11 protein-coding genes are annotated in these 14,079 nt (G+C 52.6%); 4 read left to right on the forward strand and 7 right to left on the reverse strand.

Translation table 11 applies throughout. The features are described from left to right. The first annotated feature begins 37 nt into the window (after window positions 1-37). Complete coding sequence (locus NFR90_RS08095) at window positions 38-499, forward strand: hypothetical protein (RefSeq protein WP_251452151.1); 462 nt, start codon at window positions 38-40, stop codon at window positions 497-499. Window positions 500-542: 43 nt separating this feature from the next. On the opposite strand, the gene NFR90_RS08100 is transcribed toward NFR90_RS08095, so the two are convergent. The 5 genes from NFR90_RS08100 to NFR90_RS08120 all read right to left on the reverse strand — a co-directional run bounded on the left by NFR90_RS08100 (window position 543) and on the right by NFR90_RS08120 (window position 8,752). Beyond that, the gene (locus tag NFR90_RS08100) at window positions 543-974 is read right to left on the reverse strand and encodes a DNA polymerase III subunit chi (RefSeq protein ID WP_251452153.1); all 432 of its coding nucleotides are present in this window, start codon (window positions 972-974) and stop codon (window positions 543-545) included. Between the two features lie 61 nt (window positions 975-1,035). Next, window positions 1,036-2,007 (reverse strand): autotransporter outer membrane beta-barrel domain-containing protein, encoded by a 972-nt coding sequence (locus tag NFR90_RS08105; protein ID WP_251452155.1) that lies wholly within the window; start codon window positions 2,005-2,007, stop codon window positions 1,036-1,038. Window positions 2,008-2,031: 24 nt separating this feature from the next. Continuing rightward, on the reverse strand, window positions 2,032-4,866 hold the full coding sequence (locus NFR90_RS08110; protein ID WP_251452159.1) for a valine--tRNA ligase: 2,835 nt from the start codon (window positions 4,864-4,866) through the stop codon (window positions 2,032-2,034). Window positions 4,867-4,987: 121 nt separating this feature from the next. Continuing rightward, window positions 4,988-6,349 carry an MATE family efflux transporter gene (locus tag NFR90_RS08115; RefSeq protein ID WP_251452162.1) on the reverse strand — a complete coding sequence of 454 codons (1,362 nt, stop codon included), beginning with the start codon at window positions 6,347-6,349 and terminating at the stop codon, window positions 4,988-4,990. Between the two features lie 96 nt (window positions 6,350-6,445). Further along, window positions 6,446-8,752: a molybdopterin-dependent oxidoreductase gene (locus NFR90_RS08120; RefSeq protein ID WP_251452164.1), complete on the reverse strand. Its 2,307-nt coding sequence runs from the start codon at window positions 8,750-8,752 to the stop codon at window positions 6,446-6,448. Window positions 8,753-8,857: 105 nt separating this feature from the next. On the opposite strand from NFR90_RS08120, the gene NFR90_RS08125 reads away from it, so the two are divergent. After that, on the forward strand, window positions 8,858-9,250 hold the full coding sequence (locus tag NFR90_RS08125) for a nitrous oxide-stimulated promoter family protein (protein WP_251452166.1): 393 nt from the start codon (window positions 8,858-8,860) through the stop codon (window positions 9,248-9,250). A 46-nt stretch (window positions 9,251-9,296) separates the two neighbouring features. Here NFR90_RS08125 and NFR90_RS08130 read toward each other — a convergent pair whose 3' ends face one another. Then, window positions 9,297-10,703, reverse strand: a complete 1,407-nt coding sequence (locus tag NFR90_RS08130; protein ID WP_251452168.1) for an amidohydrolase family protein — start codon at window positions 10,701-10,703, stop codon at window positions 9,297-9,299. Between the two features lie 225 nt (window positions 10,704-10,928). On the opposite strand from NFR90_RS08130, the gene argG reads away from it, so the two are divergent. Both argG and NFR90_RS08140 read left to right on the forward strand, forming a co-directional pair. Beyond that, window positions 10,929-12,266, forward strand: a complete 1,338-nt coding sequence (gene argG, locus NFR90_RS08135; RefSeq protein WP_160334525.1) for an argininosuccinate synthase — start codon at window positions 10,929-10,931, stop codon at window positions 12,264-12,266. A gap of 173 nt (window positions 12,267-12,439) precedes the next feature. Next, the gene (locus tag NFR90_RS08140) at window positions 12,440-13,036 is read left to right on the forward strand and encodes an NAD(P)H-dependent oxidoreductase (protein WP_251452170.1); all 597 of its coding nucleotides are present in this window, start codon (window positions 12,440-12,442) and stop codon (window positions 13,034-13,036) included. Here NFR90_RS08140 and NFR90_RS08145 read toward each other — a convergent pair. Beyond that, complete coding sequence (locus NFR90_RS08145) at window positions 13,033-14,070, reverse strand: threonine aldolase family protein (RefSeq protein ID WP_251452172.1); 1,038 nt, start codon at window positions 14,068-14,070, stop codon at window positions 13,033-13,035. The genes NFR90_RS08140 and NFR90_RS08145 overlap by 4 nt on opposite strands. Window positions 14,071-14,079: the final 9 nt, after the last annotated feature.

Raw genomic sequence — 14,079 nt, forward strand, 5'->3', positions numbered from 1 at the left:
GCGGTGTACAAAATTTAAAACCATCAGAGGAAGCTGCATGAGTAAGAGACTGCTTTTTTTGCCGATAGTGCTTTGCGCTTTTTCCGCTTCAGCCAACGCCGGTCAGTATGCGGAAGAACTGGGTATGTGTGTTTATAAAAACCTGACTTCTTCTGATAAAACCGTGATGACGCAGTGGGCTTTTGTCACGCTTGGCAAGACGAAAGCGGCGCGCCAGATCACGGTGATTCCGGATGCAAAAACAAAGGAAGTAAATCAGAAGGCAAAGGCTGCGCTCTCCCGCATCATGACGCAGAACTGCGCGAAAGAAGCGACCAAAGTCGCCCTGCATGAATCCAAGGACGGATTAAAGAATGCTGCGGCGACCCTTGCGTTAAGGCTCGCGCAGGATGAACTGAGCGATAAGATGGATGCGTCCTTGTCGGGACTCCTGAACCCCGGCACCGCCAATGTGCTAAAAGGCGCGGAAGTGCTGAAGGGATTCTTCGAGAAGCGTTAAGGAGAAGGATTCTGAACAAAAAGCTCCTCAAGCGGGAGCTTTTTTAGTTTTTAGGATTGACAACTTTGGGCTGCAGCCCTTGTTTTTTGTAGCTTCGATAACGGCTGCGTCCTTCTTCAAGTTCGGCTCCGGCACTTGCGACCACGTCAATGATTTTGGGAAAGCGCTGCATCAGATCCTGCATATTTCCGGGCGCGTTGTGCGTCAGCATTACAAGAAGATCCGCTGCCGGAAGCTCTGACGGGCGCCGTCCGATCACAAAAGCGCCTCGCTGAATTTCCGCAGAACCGGCCGGACCGTGCGGAATAAAGGACGTATTGTCAAACGCCCAGAGACGTTCATCAAAAGAGCGCAGGTCGCCTTCCGTCTCTACGAGAACGCATGCGGACATCCCTAGCCGCTGGGCTTTTTTAAGCGCACGGCAGGCATAGAGCTGTCTGTCCGGAATACCGGTATGGAAGGCAAGATCTGACATAGGTTTATATTAAAACAAAAGCTCGGAGTTTTTTCCGAGCTTTTGCTTCGGACAAGCCAAATTAATACATGAACTGATAGTTCACAGTCACGTTCTGACTGACGCTGCTGTGCGCGGCTGCGCCCGCAGAGTACAGGAATCCGAACGAATGCTGACCTTTGCTCAGCTGCAGACCGACTTTGCCGCGGAAGAGCAGAGAGTTGGCAAAGCGCTCTGTATCGGACGCGAATCCGCCAAGGTTGGCCGTAATCTTCTTATCGCCCGCAGTCGGGATCACCGCAAAGTCAAGCATGCTGCGGCTCTTCCAGCCGCCCGGACATACGTATTCGTAGCCGACGTTCACGCCGACCGGGAACTGCCAAATACTCGCGCCGGAGAAAGAGGCGTCAAGCCGTCCGTCAAGAAGATCCCCAGCCACAGACACGTCGTCTGTCAGCAGACGAGTGAAGCGAACCGAGTAATACGGAACAAAGCTCAGGCCGCCCGCGACGAAACTCGTCTCAAAACGCAGTCCGGCGTTCCAGGACTTCGCTTTGCCGTCGCCTAAGGGAAGATCAAAGCCGTCATATTTGAACTTGCTGTCGATCTTGCTGTGGGTATAGCCGAGATTGGCGATCACGTTGACTTTCTTGCCTGTCCATGTGGAGTAGAGATTGACTCCGTAGAAGGTGGAAGAGCCGTGACCGTCAACATCCCCGTGCTTAACCTGTCCCTTGCCGCCGTTCAGCGCAAGGCCGATACGGAAGTTGTCCGCGATGACATGGTCATAGCCGAGCGAAAGCGCTGCGCCCTTGTCTTTATTCTGGTTGTGCGCGATACGGTTGTGGAAGCCGTAAGCCGTTACCCAGGGATCGCCCTGTTTGAAAGTGCGGTCCCAGCCGTTAAAGAGGGGACCGACCATAGAAAGGCGGTCCTCAATCACGTCCTGATTCAGACCGCTGACATCAAAGTTCGTGATGGAATATGTCGCGGCGTTTGCGGCAGTCGAGGTTAAGAGAAGTGCTGCCGGCGCCAATAAAAATTTATATTTCATTCGTTCTCCAAGGAAGCGTTAGATTTATTCGCTCGGAAGTTTTGCAAGCTGTTCCTGATTCGATTTTAACAAAGCCTGGTTTGCGGCCAAACGCTGTCTTTCCTGTTCGATCACGGCGGCGGGCGCTCTGCTGACGAATTTCTCGTTCGCGAGTTTCACATTCGCTTTCTGGATTTCAGCTTCGAGTTTCGCGATTTCCTTGCCGATTCGCGTTTTTTCAGCGGCGACGTCCACCTTGATAATGAGCATCAGGCTGAAATCATCCACGACCGCGACAGGAGCGGCGGATCCGGCCGGACGAACCGATTCCAGATTTTCCGTGAAAATCACTTCTTCAAGACGGCAAAGCGCCTGCAGATATGCGGTGGATTTTTCAATACGGGCTCTGGCTTCGCCGCTGCGGCTGCTGATCGCGAGCGGAACACGTTTCGAGGGCTGCAGAAGCATTTCGCTTCTCAGGTTTCTCACGGCGGCAATCACTGCCTTGAGCTCTTCAATCTGCTTATCGGCTTCGTCATCAATCGCTGCAGGCTCATACTTCGGATAGGCCTGAACCATCACGGAGGTCTCTTCGTCTTCCTTTCTGACGCCGGCAACCAGAGAGACTTTCTGCCAAAGTTCTTCGGTAATGAACGGCATGATCGGGTGCGTCAGACGCAGCACGCCTTCAAGGATGGTCACAAGCGTGCGGCGTGTCGCGCGTTCAACAGCCGGATTTCCGCTGTTGAGCTGGACTTTCGCAAGTTCAAGATACCAGTCGCAGTACTGGTTCCAAATGAAGGAATAGATCGCGTTGGCGGCATTGTCGAGGCGGTAATCCGTGAAGCCCTGACGGACTTCTTTAACCGTGCGCTCAAACTCGGAACGGATCCAAAGATCGGGTACGGAGTAAATCAGTTCAGCGTCTTTCTCGAGTCCGCAGTCTTTTCCTTCCACGTTCATCAGCACGAAGCGGGAAGCATTCCAGAGCTTGTTGCAGAAGTTTCTGTAACCGTCGGCGCGTTTGACATCAAAGTTGATGTTGCGGCCAAGGGTCGCGTAAGCGGCCATCGTGAAGCGCAGACCGTCCGCACCGATTTCGGTGATGCCGTTCGGATAATGTTTCTTGAGTTTATTGATAACCTGCGGCGCTTTTTCCGGCCGACGCAGACCCACCACGCTCTTTTCAATCAGATGGTCGAGATCCACGCCGTCGATCAAGTCGATCGGGTCAATGGTGTTGCCTTCGGATTTGCTCATCTTCTGACCTTCGGCGTCGCGCACGAGGCCGTGGAGATAAACGTCTTTAAACGGAACCTTGCCCGTAAAGAAGCGGGTCAGCATGATCATGCGGGCGACCCAGAAGAAGAGGATGTCGTAGCCGGTCACGAGAACGCTTGAAGGCAGGAAGAGGTCCAGCGAAGTCTGATCGCCGCGCAGCGTCGAGAAGGGGACAAGGCCGGAGGAGAACCATGTATCGAGCACGTCCTCATCTCTGGTCAGTTTGACGCCTTCGCCCGCCATCGCCTGAGCTTCCGCTTCGTCGTGGGCGACATAAACCTTGCTGTTTTCGTCGTACCAGGCAGGAATCTGATGGCCCCACCAGAGCTGACGGGAAAGACACCAATCCTGAATATTGGAGAGCCAGTCCTTGTAAACCTTTCGCCACTGTTCGGGGAAGATGTTCACGAGGTTGTCATCCACCGCTTCAAGGCCCAGATCAGCAAGAGACTTGCCAGGGAAGCGGCAGCCTTCGGGCGCGGGTTCGCTCATCGCGAGGAACCACTGATCGGAGAGCATCGGCTCCACGATTTCACCGGTACGCGGCACGCGCGGAACCATATGCTTATGCGGTTTAATGCCGACGAGAAGGCCCTGAGCCTCCAGATCCGCGACTGCCTGCTTACGGGCTTCGTAACGGTCAAGTCCTCGGTATTTCTCCGGAACGTTATCGTTCAGGTGGGCGGTCTTGGTCAGGATGTTGAGCTGTTCGAGGTTATGGCGTTTACCGACTTCAAAGTCATTGAAGTCATGCGCCGGCGTGATTTTCACGCAGCCCGAACCGAATTCTTTATCTACATAGGGATCGGCGATCACCGGAATCTCGCGATCGGTGAGGGGCAGACGAAGCATCTTTCCAACGAGATGCTTATAGCGTTCGTCTTCCGGATTGACAGCGACCGCCTGGTCGCCAAAGAGCGTTTCCGGACGTGTTGTCGCAACGACAACACCTTCGCCGCCGTCAACTGCCGGATAACGAATTTCCCAAAGATGTCCGTCGCTTTCCTCGGACTCGACCTCGAGGTCGGACACCGAGCTCTGCAGTTTTGGATCCCAGTTGACCAGTCTGCGGCCGCGATAGATCAGGCCTTTGTTATAAAGTTCAACGAAGCAGTCGATCACAGTCTTCGAGAGATCTTCGTTCATAGTGAAGTAGAGGCGGTCCCAGTCAAGGGAGTCTCCGAGTTTGCGCATCTGCTTGAGGATGGTGCCTCCGGAGAGTTTCTGCCAGTCCCATACTTCTTTGATAAATTCTTCGCGGGGCATATCTCTTCTGGATTTGCCCTGACCTTCAAGACGGCGTTCGACAACGATCTGTGTGGCGATACCGGCGTGGTCCGTACCCGGCATCCACATCGTGTTATAGCCGTCCATGCGGTAGAAGCGTACAAGCGAATCCATCACGCTCTGGTTAAAGGCGTGTCCCATGTGGAGAATACCGGTGACATTGGGAGGAGGAAGCTGGATTGAGAAGCTCTTTTTGCTCTTATCTGTACCGGCCTTAAAAAAGCCTTTCTTTTCCCAGTAGGGATACCATTTAGCCTCAATCGAAGAGGGATCGTAACTCTTTGCAAGTTCCTGCGTTTTTGTTTCGCTCATAGCTATTCGATCATTGTTCATTAAAAATAGGAATCTGTTATTTTCTCACTTTTTTCCGCGCTAAAAGAGTAAACCCGCGTGATTTTTCGTTTCAGCGAGGGTTTTTGGCGGTTAAATGAGATTATTCGGCTTTTAACTTTGGCAGACGATTCTTCTCAAACCAGAAATACAAAATTCCCAGTCCGATCGATGTGATCAGCCAGCTGAGCGGGTACACCATCATCAGCACTTCGTAGGTCGGCTTCATGGCAAAAGCGGTATACACCCAAATCACTCGGACAGAGCAAATGACAATTACGGTAATAATTGCGGGCGCAAGCGAATAGCCGTAACCGCGCATCGCGTCCGAGAACACCTCCATAACGGCGTTCAGCGGCTCCGGGACGACCACCCACCACAGACGAATCATACCGAGCGCGATAATGTCTTCGCTCTGGGTAAAGACACCGAGCAGCGTGTGTCCGAACACAAGGATCAAGGTAGAGAGCACCAGCGTAAAACCGATGTTCAGCCCCATGGAGATCCAAGTGATTCGTTTGCAGCGATCGACGTTTCCGGCGCCGTAGTTTTGGCTGATAAAGGTTGTCGCCGCCAAACCGAACGCGTTCACAAAGCCGTAGACATTAATTTCAATCGTGAAGGCCGCGACAGAAGCCGCCATGACTTCCGGCCCCAAGCTGTTGATCGCGCTTTGGATAATTAAATTCGAAAGAGAAAAAACGGAGCTCTGCAGACCGGCCGGCCAGCCGATTCGGACAATCATTCGGGCAGATTGACCGTCCGGTTTAAAAATTCTGTGAAGCTCAATATGCAGAGGTCCGTCGCTTCTCATCAGTTTAAAAAACAGAATAGAGGAGGCGAGCACATTGGCGAGTGCCGTGGCTAAAGCCACACCGCCGATAGACCAATCCAGAACCAGAACAAAAAATAAGTTGCCGAGCACATTGAACAACGTACCCGCGCACAAAGCCCAAAGCGGCGTTTTGGTGTCGCCGCTGCTCCGATAGATCGCTGCTAGAAAATTATAGAGCGCGATAAAAGGCATACCGAGCAAGTACACCCGAAGATAAACGGACGCATGATGAACAACACTTTCGGGTACGTCCATCCAGCTCATGATCTGATCGCACAAGACAAGCCCCGCGATCATGGCGACAAGACCAAATACGAGCGCGATAAAAATAGAGGTGTGAACGGCTTTAGAAGCCCGAATTGTGTCGTTCATACCGAGACATCGGGCAACGACCACATTAGTGCCCAGCGCCAAGCCCATACAGAAGCTGATAATGAGGCCGTTGACCGGAACATTGTTCCCAACAGCCGCCATCGCCTCGTTGGATACGAAGTGCCCGAGGACCGCAACGTCAGCCATGTTGTAAAGCTGCTGAAGGACACCCGTGAGCGCAAGCGGAATCGCAAAGACAATCATCTTGTCCCATATCGATCCGTTCAGCATATTGATAGATTCGCTTCCGGTACTCATAGCCGAGAGCTCCTTAGCTGTATGGTGTTTTTGATATATGCCTAAAGACTACTCCTCTTAGGGCTCACGGTGTGTGACCGAATATTCGCGATTGTCTTAAAGCGGCTCTTTCTGAGCCTTCTGTTCTGCCTGAACATACTTCTCAACGTCAGCCAAACCGCAGGAAGCGACATTGCCGCAGGTAAATCGCGACGTCGGAATATCAGGCGTCAGCGTATTGGAGCAGCCCCCGACATCAATCGATCTGCCGTCGATTTCTTTGGGTTCGTACCAGGCGCCGTGCCGCACGCAGATCACATCTTTGCGGATATCGGCCGTGACGAGCGCTTTAGCAAGGATTGCGCCTCTGTCATTTTTGACGATAACCGTATCGCCCGAAACAATGCCTTTTTCGCGCGCGTTTTCTTCGTTTACCATGACGGGCTCGGCTTCTCCCTCTTTAGTTAAGCCGCCGAGCTGGCTGTGCAGCCGATGCGCACTTTTAGCGCTGACGAGCGCAAAGGGATATTTTTTATCTTCCGCACGCACAAATTCCGTCTGCTCAAGATAAACCGGATAAGAAGGACAATCAGTGTAATGACAGTCCTGAATCTCCTCATTCGTGATCTCAATTTTGCCGCTCCGGGTTGGGAGCGGATAAGCCTGAGGATCATTGCGGAAATCCTCAAAAGCGATATAAGGCTTTTCGTTCTTCTTTTTATCAAAAAGGATAACGCCTTCGGCCTTAAAGGTTTCGTAGTCCGGAAGCGTGACGCCGAAACCTCTCCTGCTGTAAGCGGCTTCCTGATAAATCACGCGAATCCAGTCCTCTTCGCTGCGTCCGCAGGTAAAGGAATCGGCGCATCCCATCTTCGCGGCGAGCAGGGAATAGATCTCATAGTCGCTCTTGGATTCATACATCGGCTCGATCGCCTTTTTCATATAGACGATGCCGTCGTTGGTGTAGGTTCCGACGCCTGTGATATCGTTTCTTTCAAAGAAGGTGCATGCCGGAAGAACGATATCGGCGTTAAGTGCCGTAGGCGTCCAGAAGCAGTCCGTCACAACGACCGTTTCCGGTTTTTTCCAGGCTTTGGCAAGACGATTGGTCTGCGGCTGATGCGAGAACGGATTGCCGCCCGCCCACATAACCATACGAATCTCCGGATATGTGCGCTTTTTATCCATGTAGTAAAAGCTTTCTCCGGGGTTCAGGAAACACTCGGCAAAGCGCGCGACGGGGATCACAAGAGTTCCGGCCCCGTCGTGTTTATACGGAAGAACCGGTTTGACGTTTGAACCGATTCCTCTGACGGAGGGGCCGATACCGGAGAGGCTTCCGCCGCTGCAGTAATGATAATGAGTACCGAAACCTCCGCCCGGAAGTCCGATATGTCCGAGCGCGCAGGCAAGCGCTGCGGCCATTCGGGGCGGCTGTTCTCCGAACTGAGCGCGTTGCGGTCCCCAGCCCATCATGATCATGGTTCGATTGTCGCGAAGTTCATGTGCGAGTTCTCGAATCCTTTGAGCAGAAACGCCGCACTTAGCTTCGGCCCATTCGGCGGATTTGACGACACCGTCTTTTTCGCCGAGCACATAAGCCATAAAAGGCTTGAATCCCTCGGTGCAGCGCTCAATGAAATCCGTATCGAGCCGGCCGCTCTGGTGCAGTGTATGAATCATCGCAAGCATCAAAGCGCAGTCGGTGCCCGGGAAGGGCGCGATCCATTCACTTTCGAGATAAGCGCCGGTCTGAGTCCGAAGCGGATTCACCACGATGGTTTTGATGCCGGAGGCTTTAAGCGCTTCAAACTTAGGATAGCTGTTATGAAGCGTGGTACTCCAATCAACATCATTTGTAATCAGCGGGTCGCAGCCCCATAAGACAACGCGCCGACTATTGTTGAGAATATCGTCCCAATCGGAACAGCGGGGATCGGAATCCCCGAAAACGCACGAAAGCACGGGCGCGATGGCGGCGGTGGAATAGCTGTTGACGCATTCGACAAAACCGCCGCAGAGCCTAAGAAGTCTTCTGTTGAGCGTCACCGCAGAATTGACCTCGCCGCAGGACATCCATCCGTAGGATCGGCCGAACATCGCGCTCGGTCCGTAGTGATCATAGATACGCCGCATTTCTTTGGCGACAAGACTCAGCGCGTCATTCCAGCTGACGCGAACCCATCGATCAGAGCCTCGTTTCTCTCTGGAAGCGGGGCCTTCACGGAAATAACTTTCACGCACCATCGGATAGCGGATGCGTTTGTCGCAGTAGGGGAGCTCTGTAATTTTATTCAGGTTCGGACTAGGTCTGTGGTCTTCCTTATACGCCTCGAGTTTTTCTATACGGCCGTCTTTATTTAAAACAGGCTTAAAAATGCCCCAATGTGAGGCGGTATAACCGGAAGAATTATTAGTCTTCATTTTTGTTTTTAGGCTAGTTGTCTGCTGATCGTTAGTCTTATTTTAATTGTAAGTCTGACTAGGACTTTCACTTGGTTGTTAGAATGAAAGGCGGAGGTATTGAAAATGAGTCTTGATCTCAGTGAAAAACGTTTAAAGCAGCTTCAGAACAAATATATTGCCGATGAGGTTAAGACAATTCGGCTGATGACCGAAATTTACTGTCATGCGCATCACAGCACGGATTCTGAGCTCTGCGAGGAGTGTCAGGCGTTTTTCGAATATGCGCGCAAGCGTCTTGCCTGCTGTCCGTACGGCGACAAAAAGCCCGTCTGCAAGAAGTGCAAAATTCACTGTTTCGGGAAAGACTTTAAAACGAAAGCCAAAGTCATCATGGCGTATTCCGGACCGAGATTAATGCTTCGGCATCCGATTCTCTCTTTCCGGCACATTGCGGCTGTTTTTAGAGAAGCTCCGGAAAAGCCCGGACGCAAAACGATTCCGATTAAAAGCGAATAACGGCAAACGGCCTCCCGAAGGAGGCCGCTTGATTTCATATCGTTAATTAAAGGGCAGGGATTCTTTCAATCTGTTTGCCCGGATCAACAACGATCGCCTTCATGCCGCGTTTCTCGATCGCTTCCTTACCGTGTTTGGTACAGATGACGGTCGCGCCCTTGGAGACGAGTTCGCCGTTCCAGAGAATCTTGCGGCCTTCAATGAAGGACGCCATGGGTTTCTGGGTGGCGTAATCGTAGACGGTGATATCGGCGTCGGCTCCGACGGAGAGGTGACCCTTGTTTTCAAGACGAAGCATACGGGCCGGGTTCAGAGAAGTCTTCTGCGCGAATTCCGGCAGTGTAAGAATGTCGAGTTTCACGAGCGAGAGACCCTGACTCAGGATCACGTTTCTCGGGATGCAGCCGCCGTCGGTGGAGATCGCGTCAACGACGAAGGAGCCATCATCGCGTCTGGCCTGTGCGAGTTCAATGCGCGGCAGCGGAGGATTGATATTGAAGCTTCCGCCGACATCGGAGTCGGCTTCTTCCCACATCTTGAGCGCTTTTTCACCGGTCATCAGATCGGAGTATCCGCCCGCATCGAACACCACGAAGGCTTTACCCGCGAGCAGCGCCTTGCGGACGCCGTCTCTGTCTTCGCTAAATCCGAAGTGGCGCAGGCAGTTGCCGGTCACCTTGGACTGGATCTTGCCTTCGGCGTCACAGGTGAGACGCGTGCCGTTCTTCGGAGAAACATAGCTTTCGCAGAAGATATTGGGATTTTTCTTCAGAAGATCGATCGCGATGGCGGTTTCTTCCATGCAGGGTTTAATCGCGCCGCGGCAGTAAGCGTTGATATGAGCAAGGTGCAGGGGATAGCCGTCAGCCATAGCGACCGCTTCGATCATGCCCTCAATATTGGAGCCGTGTTCACTTGTGCCCGCGTGCCAAGCCACATAAGCGCGTTTTTCGAGCGCGGTTCTGACGAGCAGGGAAGAAACATCGGGCTTCAGCGGATAATGGCCGCCGAGCAGCTTCACGCCAAGGGCTCCGTCTTTGAGCGACTTGTCGATCAGAGTTTCCATTTCTTCTTTGCTCGGCGCGTTGGTCTTGAATGTGAAGGGAGGCGAAGCAAACTGCAGGATCGCCATATTAATACCGACGCCGTATTCGGGAACGCTGTCGAGCACGTCTTCGAGCGGACCGGCCATATCAAGGGCTGTCGTCACGCCGTTCATCGCCAGCATCTTGGGACCGTAAGGCGAGCCCCACATACGGCCGAGATGCACGTGTGAGTCAATGATGCCGGGCTGAAGCACAAGACCTGTGAAATCAATCACTTCTTCGGCTTTGCCCTGAAGGTCTTTACCGACCTCAGCGATTTTTCCGTTTTCGATCGCGACGTCGCAGACTTCATTGACATGGTTGAGAGGGTCGACGACATGAGCGTTTTTAAGCAGTAAATCCCACATTTGCGTGAATCTCCTTGGTTATTGATGTTCTCTTCATGCTAGCGCAATCCCGCACAATTGGGAATATTCAAATTATGAAAATCCCCAAGCGAAGAAAAAATCTGTGCAAAGTTGCGTAAACCCCGTATGGGTTTTGTCATAATGCTTCGTTGAAGATTTGCGGTCACTTGTCCCGCATCCTCGATTGCTAACTTAACAGCCTCAATATATAGAGAGATAAACGACATGGAAACCATCCTGAAATCTCTTCCGGTGGGAGAGAAAGTCGGCATCGCCTTCTCAGGCGGCCTTGATACCAGTTCTGCATTACTTTGGATGAAAAAGAAGGGCGCTTTCCCGTGCGCCTACACAGCCAACCTCGGTCAGCCCGACGAGGATGATTATGAGGCAATTCCGCGCCGAGCCATGGAATTCGGCGCTTCTATCGCACGTCTCGTGGACTGCAGAGAGCAGCTCGTTGCCGAAGGCATTGCTGCGATTCAGAGCAACGCGTTTCACATTTCCACCGGCGGCGTGACTTACTACAACACCACACCGCTCGGACGCGCTGTTACCGGCACAATGCTTGTGAACGCGATGAGAGAAGACGGCGTCAACATCTGGGGTGACGGCTCCACCTACAAAGGAAACGACATTGAGCGCTTCTACCGCTACGGTCTGATCGCCAATCCGGAGCTCAAGATCTACAAGCCCTGGCTTGACGTTCAGTTCATCAGCGAGCTCGGCGGCAGAGCAGAAATGAGCCAGTTCCTTGCCGACAACGGCTTCGGCTACAAGATGAGCAAGGAAAAAGCTTATTCGACCGACTCCAACATGCTCGGCGCGACACACGAAGCCAAGGATCTTGAACATCTGGACAGCAGCGTCAAGATTGTTGACCCGATCATGGGTGTTCCTTTCTGGCGTGAAGACTGCGACATCAAACCCGAAAAAGTGACCGTTCGCTTTGAAGAGGGCATCCCTGTCGCGCTCAACGGCAAAGTGTTTGATGACAAGGTTGAACTCATGCTTGAAGCCAACCGCATTGGCGGACGTCACGGTCTGGGCATGAGCGATCAGATTGAAAACCGTATTATTGAAGCAAAGAGCCGCGGCATCTATGAAGCCCCGGGAATGGCGCTTCTTCACATCGCGTTTGATCGTCTTGTGACCGGTATTCACAACGAAGACACGATTGAGCAGTGGCGCATCAACGGTCTCAGACTCGGCCGTCTGCTTTACCAGGGCCGCTGGTTTGACCCGCAGGCCATCATGCTTCGCGAAACCGCTCAGCGCTGGGTTGCCAGAGCCGTCACCGGCGAAGTCGATCTTGAACTGCGCCGCGGCAATGACTACTCCATCCTTGACACCCGTTCGCCGAACCTCACATACGAACCGGAACGTCTCACAATGGAGAAGGGCGACTCGATGTTCACCGCTTCCGACCGTATCGGCCAGCTCACTATGCGCAACCTCGACATCGTCGACACACGCAACAAGCTGTCTGTTTACTCCAAAGCGGGTCTTATCGGATCCAACACTTCTTCCATGCCGCTTTTAACCGGCACGAAAGACAACGAATAATTTCGTTTGATTGAGCAGCCCGCTCCGGATGACACGATTCCGGGGCGGGTATTTTTTTGCTTTCGGAAATAATCTGCCGCGCCGCTTATGCCCGCGGGTTATCAGATTGATAAAAAATAAGAATTAAGATTTTGAGGCGCTCTTCGATAGGATTTCATGCAAAGGAGAAAATCATGAAAAACGTTTTAATTCTGAACGGCACCTGTAAGCATTTCGGTCACGGCGGCACTTTAACTCAAAGTTTCTGCGACTTGGCAAAAACACTTCTAAGCGAAGAGGGCGCTCGCGTCGAAGTGACGCTTATGGCTGAGTACAGCGATATTGATGCGGAATGCCGAAAAATCCTGGACGCGGATATCATTCTTCTGCAGTCGCCTATATGGGCGATGGGGATGCCGTGGCGCGTAAAAAAATATGTTGACGAAGTAATGACGCAGCCCGTTGTCTGCGGCAGCGACGGAAGAAGCCGAGAACACCCGGAGCGTCTTTACGGCTCAGGAGGACCGCTCGGCGGAAAACGCTACATGCTGAGCACCACTTGGAACGCCTCTTTAAGAGCCTTGACGCAGCCGAAAGAATTTTTCTCGGGCCTTGGGGCGGACGCGCTGCTTTGGCCCTGGCATAAACAGTTTGAATATATGGGCCTTGGTCTCGGCAAACTTCCTACATTCTGTTCTTTAGACGTTTACAAAAATCCGCAGATTGAGGAAGATTTCCGCCGTTTCAAGGCCCATCTGACTCGGCACGTGGAGCCGTATTTAAAAGATTAGAGCGCTTCAATCGCTTTAATCAGACGATCAACACTTTTGTCGGTCGTCGCCCAGCTCGTGCAGAAACGAACCAGAAACTCCTCCTGACCGACATCTCCTTCGCATTCAAACGCGAAATCGGGAAGAAGGGCATCTCTGTAAGCGCGAGGCAGGTACCAGAACTGCTGATTAGTGGGAGAATCCGCAAGAGCACGGCACCCTTTAGCCTTCAGCGCGTCACGAATACGCATCGCGGCTTTTACCGCATGCGCGCCGATTTCGTTATAGAGACCGCCGGTAAACAAGGTTTCGAACTGGACACCGAGCAGTCTGCCCTTGGCTGTCATCGCGCAGTGCTGCTTAATAACAGTTCTGAAATTTCTGTCCAAACCGTTTCCGCGGGTAAAGACAATCGCTTCACCAAAAAGCGCGCCGACTTTGGTGCCGCCAATGTAGAACACGTCGGTCAGCTGATCGATGTCTTTGAGCGTTAAGTCGCTTCCTTCAGCGTTCAGACCGTAAGACATGCGGGCGCCGTCCAGATAAAGCGGAATCGCAAATTTCTGACAGACACGGTAAAGGGCTTCGAGTTCCGACTTGCTGTAAACCGTACCGATTTCTGTCGGAGAAGAAATGTAAACCATGCCCGGCTGAACCATGTGTTCTGTGTTCGGATCGGCCCAGAAGGAAGTCAGATAGCTATCGAGCGTCTCGGCCTGCAGTTTGCCGTCTTCTCCTTTGAGCGCAAGAACTTTATGACCGGTCGCTTCAACCGCGCCGGCTTCGTGGACGTTGATATGTCCGCTTTCCACACAGACGCAGCCCTGGAAAGAGCGAAGCAGGGCAGAAATCACACAAACGTTGGCCTGAGTGCCGCCGGCCACAAAATACACATGCGCTTCTTCGTCGGAACAAGCTTCCTGAATCAGCTTACGGGCCAATGCACAGTGGCTGTCCGTGCAGTATCCGGGAGACTGTTCGAAATTGGTTTTCATCAGCGCTTCCATAATCTTGGGATGAGCGCCTTCGGCGTAGTCGCATTCAAATCGATCCATTTAATTATC

Source organism: Parasutterella muris (assembly GCF_943193095.1).
GTDB lineage: Bacteria > Pseudomonadota > Gammaproteobacteria > Burkholderiales > Burkholderiaceae_F > Parasutterella > Parasutterella muris.